Source organism: Cryobacterium sp. 10I5 (assembly GCF_035019865.1).
Taxonomy (GTDB): domain Bacteria; phylum Actinomycetota; class Actinomycetes; order Actinomycetales; family Microbacteriaceae; genus Cryobacterium; species Cryobacterium breve_A.
Map to the genome: position 1 here is coordinate 1 of NZ_JASJVI010000154.1, position 4,146 is coordinate 4,146.

Sequence of the window (4,146 nt, forward strand, 5' to 3'; positions counted from 1 at the left end):
CCCGCAGAAGTCCTCGCCACGCTAATCTCGAACCCAACCAATCAAACCGGTGTTGCAGACACCACTTGAATCCGCCCACTATCGTCGCGGGCAGATTGAAGAGAGGAAGCATCATGATCGCCGGCCGATTGCAGACCCGTACCTCTGAGGACATCGAGGTCCGCGCTTTGTCTGGTTGTCAGTGGAGGGTCATTGACCGCCGCATTGCCAGAAACAATGCTCTCTGCCTGGTTGGCTTCATCAACAAGAACCACGGCCACTATGAGGTCATGGAATTCCTTGACCCGGTTGAACGCACTGAGTATTAACGCTTTAGGGGGCCACCATCGCTACTGTGAAACTCTGCTCGTGGGATTGGCATTGACGAGACGGTCAGCGGGTCCGAGACCGTTGAGTAGTTGGCTGCGATTGCTTGGTTCGTGAACGAGGCCCCAATCGCCTCATTGTTTTTCGCTCGAGGCCGCACAGAGAACCGCGGAGCCTGTACGCGATATTTTCCGCGGCGATATCGGATTTGCTCTGACCGATCGCAGCCATATCGCGGTCGTCTCACCGTCGACCACTTTCGTGCGCGTGCGCTTACGCGTGCGCGTGCGGGAGCGGTCGGAGTCGATTCGCCTCGTATGATCGAATAATGCTCATTATTATCTGTCCGAACTGCAACAGCAGCGTGGTGCATGGGCCCTACTCACCGGAGTTGGCGGACGGAAAGCGCACCTGGGTGGATCAATGTTCGAGCGATGACTGCGACTGGGAGCTCGAGGGCATAGACCTAACCTAGGCCGACGTCCAAGTCCCGCAATCAGCCGACCTCGTTATTCATCGGAGTGCGGGACAGAGGATCAATACGCTTCGAGTTCAGTCGGGAATGGAATGCTGAAAAGCAGGGGTATTCCCAATGAGAGTTTCTCACTGAACGTTAAACGCATGGGAACGTCGCCGAGAACGGTGAAGTTTCTCGACACTGTGGATGTTACTGCTTTTGATTATGCAGCAAGGAGCTTGGTAGCGATAACCTGCCCCGTCGTGGCCAGACGCCGTTCAGTGACATCGAGCTCGCGATGAGGCCGGGCAATCTCGCCCTTCCCGGGCGTGAACCGGCCGATGTTCTTCCCAACTTTTTTACCTTGCAGCACTCTACTTCACGGAGCTTTCGTCACTCATTAATCTGCGAGAAGTAGATGCCCTGCTCTCGCATAGACGCGCCGCACCGTTACAGGTCATCGAGCACTCATAAGCGGCGAGATGGTCGGGCTTCTGCTTCGGCGTGAACGACCTTGGCGCTACCGGGCCACACGCGCGGAGAGCGGGGACTGCTGTTCACATACATCGGACTATCGTTGCGCGCAACGATCAATGAAGGACTGCACATGAGCAGACAGGCGAACTTGAGGGGCCGGCTGCGGGACTGCGGCCTACCCGGGACACGAAGAAACGACTCAGGTTGGGCAGAGATTCTCTGCCCAACCTGAGCCGTGACGTGCCGCTGCCGTGTAGAGACTTACTTGACGGCAACCTTAATGAGTGGGCTTCCGACCTCAACATGGCCAGACGCTGCCTGGTCAATCGAACCGAACTTTTTGGCGTTGGTAACGAGTACCGGGGTCACCAGCGAGTAGCCGGCAGCTTCGATGACTGCGCGGTCGAAGGTCACCAGCGGGGTGCCGGCTTCGACCCTGTCGCCAGCGGCGACCTTGACGTCGAATCCCTTGCCTGCGAGGTTCACGGTGTCGATGCCCACGTGGATGAGCAGTTCGACGCCGCTGTCCAGCAGCAGCCCGAAGGCGTGGCCGGTCGGCTGCGCGACCATGACCTTGCCCGCAGCAGGTGCATATACGGTGTCCCCGGTCGGATCCACTCCGACGCCGGGCCCGACGATTCCCTTACTGAACACAGGATCCGGAACCTCGTCGAGCGGAACGACGATACCGGCAACGGGCGAACCTATCGTGGCCAGGAGGGTGGCCAGTGCGGTCGCCGTTCCTGTGCTCGGTACGGTCGCCGTAGCCGCGTGCGCGGTACCGGCGGCAACCGGTGCTGCGACGGATGCGACGTGTGCGGACTTCTTGCCCGCTGCGGCTTCCTCGTCCGCGACCTGGGCGGCAACTTCCGCCTTCTGCTCCGGCGTCTGGTAGCCGGAGAGGATGACGAGGATCATCGCGGTGAAGAAGGCTGCAGCGATGGCGATCGTGTACAGCGGGATGTTGTCGAACGCGGGGATGGTCAACAGCGAGGTGAAGACGAATGCGCTGGTCTTGACGCCGCCGCCGAGCCCGATGATGACGCCACCGACGAGGCAACCGATGAGCATGCGCGGGTAGATGCGCTTGAACCGCAGGTGGATTCCGTAGAGGGAGGGTTCGGAAATACCGCCGAGGAGACCGGCAGCGAGAGCGCCCGTCGCGGTCTGCTTCATCAAGCGGTCCTTCTCGCGAATGGCGAGGAAGAGCACACCGGCGGTGGCGCCGAAGCACGCGAAGTTCCAGGCGCCCATCGGGCCCTGGATGAAGTCAAACCCGAGGGACTGGATGTTGAGCAGCATGATCGCGTTCAGCGGCCAGTGCAGGCCGAGCGGAACCATGAACGGGTAGGCCAGCGGGATGACGACCGCGAAGATGAACGGCGAGAAATCGTTGATCGACTTGAGGAAGTTACCGAGTCCGGCTCCGCCGTACACACCGATCGGGCCGATGAGGAAGGCGGTCAGCGGGATCATGATGAGCATGCTGATGAACGGCACGAAGATCAGCTGGACGCTGGACGGAATGATCTTCTTCAAGAGCACGGTCAGGGCGGCGAGCACTCCGGCCATCAGCAGCGGCGGGAACACCTGCGAGCTGTAGTCGAACACGGTCAACGGCAGTCCGAAGATCTGCACGACGGATGCGTGGCCGCCGAAGACGGACGCCGCACCATCGGTCTTGCCCAGGGCGGTGAAGCCGGGGAGCATGACGACGGCCATGATTCCGAAGCCGACCCACGGGTCGGCGCCCATCCTCTTGGAGGCGTTGTATGCGACCATCAGCGGCAGGAAGACGAAAACGCCCTGCCACATCAGGTTCACGAACTGCCAGGACGGGTCAAGGGTCACGCCGGGCGCGTTCCAGGCCGGGATGACACCGAGGGTCGCCATCAAGGCCATGAATGTAATGAACAGCGACGCGCCCAGCAGCGCACCGAGGATCGGCCGGAACGAGTCCGACAGAACCTCGAAGAACGTGTCGAGCCCGGCGAACTTACCGCGCGGACCCTTCGCCTTCCCCGCGGCCTTCATGTCAGCGATGGAGTCGCCCTCGCTGGATCCGCCGGAGCTGATCCGCTTCATTTCGGGGAGGGCCATAATTTCGTTGTAGACGGTCTCAACCGCTCCACCAATGACGACCTGGTATCGGTCGCCGGTCTGGGGAACGGCGCCCAGAACCACCGGGATGGCCTCGACGGCCGCCTGGTCGATACCGGATGCATCCTTGAGCTGGAAGCGAAGCCGGGTGGCGCAGTGGGTGAGACCCACGACGTTTCCGGCACCTCCAATACTTTGAACAATGTCTGCAGCAGGTTTTGACGCCACCTTGATCTCCTTACGATATGGATGCGGAACGTGCCGAGTTCCACTTGCCTGCAGCTCAACGTGAACTCCGTAGTCCGGCCGAGAAGATCGTGTCAACTCCACACATCATTAGCAATGATAACGGCTTTGCACTCAACTGCGCCGAACTCAGTTACCTGCCTAGGACGGACTTGACGCGCAAGAAAACGCCGACGCCCCCGACGTGGTCTACATCCTGAGCTCCTCCCGAACCAACGCCTCTTCGCGGCGTGTTTTTAACGCGGTGGGACGTGGATTACCTGTCGTAGTGTGCCGCAACCGTCGTCGCCATCGCCGTCGACGTCGATGGGCAAAATTTGTTCCCAAAGCATTCCCCATGGGCCGTCATAGCGCAACGACTGCACGCTGGGGACTGCCCCCGGTTTGGTTGACTCCTGACCTGTGGAGATTCGTCTTCGCTGGAATGATGTCATCATGCCCAAGCCCTATCCACCCGAGTTCCGCCGCGATGTTGTCGCGGTAGCCCGGAAGCACGAAGCCCCGCTGAATCAGATCGCGAAGGACTTCGGGATCTCGGAGTCCTGCCTGGCGAACTGGCT

Annotated in this window: 3 protein-coding genes; 2 read left to right on the plus strand and 1 reads right to left on the minus strand. The window is 60.5% G+C overall.

Features of this window, described 5'->3' with window-relative positions:
• Window positions 1–113: 113 nt before the first annotated feature.
• Window positions 114–308 (plus strand): hypothetical protein, encoded by a 195-nt coding sequence (locus QN350_RS19130; protein WP_322140281.1) that lies wholly within the window; start codon window positions 114–116, stop codon window positions 306–308.
• 1,193 nt (window positions 309–1,501) lie between these two features.
• Here the strand turns inward: QN350_RS19130 and QN350_RS19135 are convergent.
• Window positions 1,502–3,568 (minus strand): glucose PTS transporter subunit IIA, encoded by a 2,067-nt coding sequence (locus QN350_RS19135; protein WP_323517128.1) that lies wholly within the window; start codon window positions 3,566–3,568, stop codon window positions 1,502–1,504.
• A 453-nt stretch (window positions 3,569–4,021) separates the two neighbouring features.
• Between QN350_RS19135 and QN350_RS19140 the strand changes: the two genes are divergently transcribed.
• Window positions 4,022–4,146, plus strand: a 125-nt coding sequence (locus tag QN350_RS19140; protein WP_416347746.1) for a transposase, incomplete at its 3' end; no start/stop codon positions are given.